At 33.6% G+C, this 1,580-nt stretch carries 1 protein-coding gene; it reads left to right on the top strand.

The annotated features are described in order from the left end of the window. Positions 1-715 precede the first annotated feature (715 nt). The coding region (locus ACN4EE_RS23220) for a helix-hairpin-helix domain-containing protein (protein ID WP_431708878.1) at positions 716-1,580 on the top strand (865 nt) is incomplete at its 3' end.

The raw sequence follows: 1,580 nt of genomic DNA, 5'->3' as shown, positions 1-1,580 counted from the left end.
GAACTTTCAGCCATTTTTGAAATACGCTATATGTAACGTCACCATTCATCGCAAAGAATAATTCTCAATAAGAAAAAACAAACGGGTGAACCTCAATCAAATAAGAACTTTCAGCCATTTTTGAAATACGCTATATGTAACGTCACCATTCATCGCAAAAAAAAAAAGCTAAAAAACCTCTGAAAAGCAATAAAATCAATTGATACAGTAAGGTTGCAAAAACGATAAATTTAGGGTGAATAATATATTTAAATAAATATATTAAATAAGGCAGCCTTCTTTGCCAGAAGGCTGCTATTTTTTCTACTGAGTAAAAAGCTAATATTACATTTTCGGAATCTTAATTTTTTTCATTTATCTCGCCCAGTTGTAGTAAAAATGTTGTGCAAAATATTTTTTAGATGCTTGTAAGTTTTATGTACTTTGGTTCGACACTCATAAAAATGATGAAGACGACACAAGTGGACAAGTTGAATAAAAATTTCCAATATTTCGATTGACTTTTGAGTCAATTTTATTCCCGAACTTCCACAGAATATTTGCTCAAAAAATACCTTATGAATGAAGGTTAATGGTTTTCGTCAGGCTCGTATTCTTTCCCCACTGTTATGAAAAGGGGTATCTACCTCAGACGGGAACAGAGAATTTTTTTTACATTCTTGGAATATGGGAAGATAGGCATAGTTTGATCGATCGATAATAACAAAGAAAAGAAATGTCTTCAAATAATTCCAATTATCAACACAATGAAAATATTATAGGCATAGTAGAAAGAATAACCTTTACGGCTCAGGATACGGGTTATAGTATTGCACGGTTAAAAGTTGGTAATGAAAAAGATTTAGTCACTATCGTCGGTAATTTTGCTAACCTACAGGCTGGACAAACTCTCAAACTTTATGGTTACTGGAAAAATCATCCTAAGTATGGTTTACAGTTTTGCGTCTTAAATTATGAAGAAACCAAACCTGCCAATATTACGGGTATTGAAAAATATCTCGGCAGTGGTTTAATAAAAGGGGTTGGTCCTGTTACTGCTAAACGTATTGTTAAACATTTTGGTTTAGAAACCCTAAATATAATTGAAGGAGACATCGATCGACTCATTGAAGTCGAAGGTATCGGCAAAAAACGGGTGACGATGATTAAAGAAGCATGGGAAACCCAGAAAGTGATCAAGGAAGTAATGATTTTCTTACAAGGACATGGAGTTTCTACTACTTATGCCGTCAAAATATTTAAACAATATGGAGAAAATGCGATAACTGTTGTCAGTGAAAATCCTTATCAATTAGCTGATGATATTTATGGAATTGGTTTTCTAACGGCGGATAGAATAGCTATCAATATGGGCATATCACCCTTATCCAAGTTTCGTTATCGAGCAGGAATATTATACGCTTTAACCGAAGCAGGGGAAAACGGACATTGCTTTTTACCTTTTCCTGAATTGGTACAATCCGCCAGTAAAATCTTAACTAATGATGACTATGAAGCTGATTTTAATGCGGTGCAAGGTGTTATTCTCCAAATGCACAAGGACGAAGATTTAATTATTGATAATCAAGATAACATCATTG

The sequence above is a fragment of the Geminocystis sp. CENA526 genome, from assembly GCF_050753365.1.
GTDB lineage: Bacteria > Cyanobacteriota > Cyanobacteriia > Cyanobacteriales > Cyanobacteriaceae > Geminocystis.
This window is presented reverse-complemented; position numbering and strand designations above follow the sequence as displayed.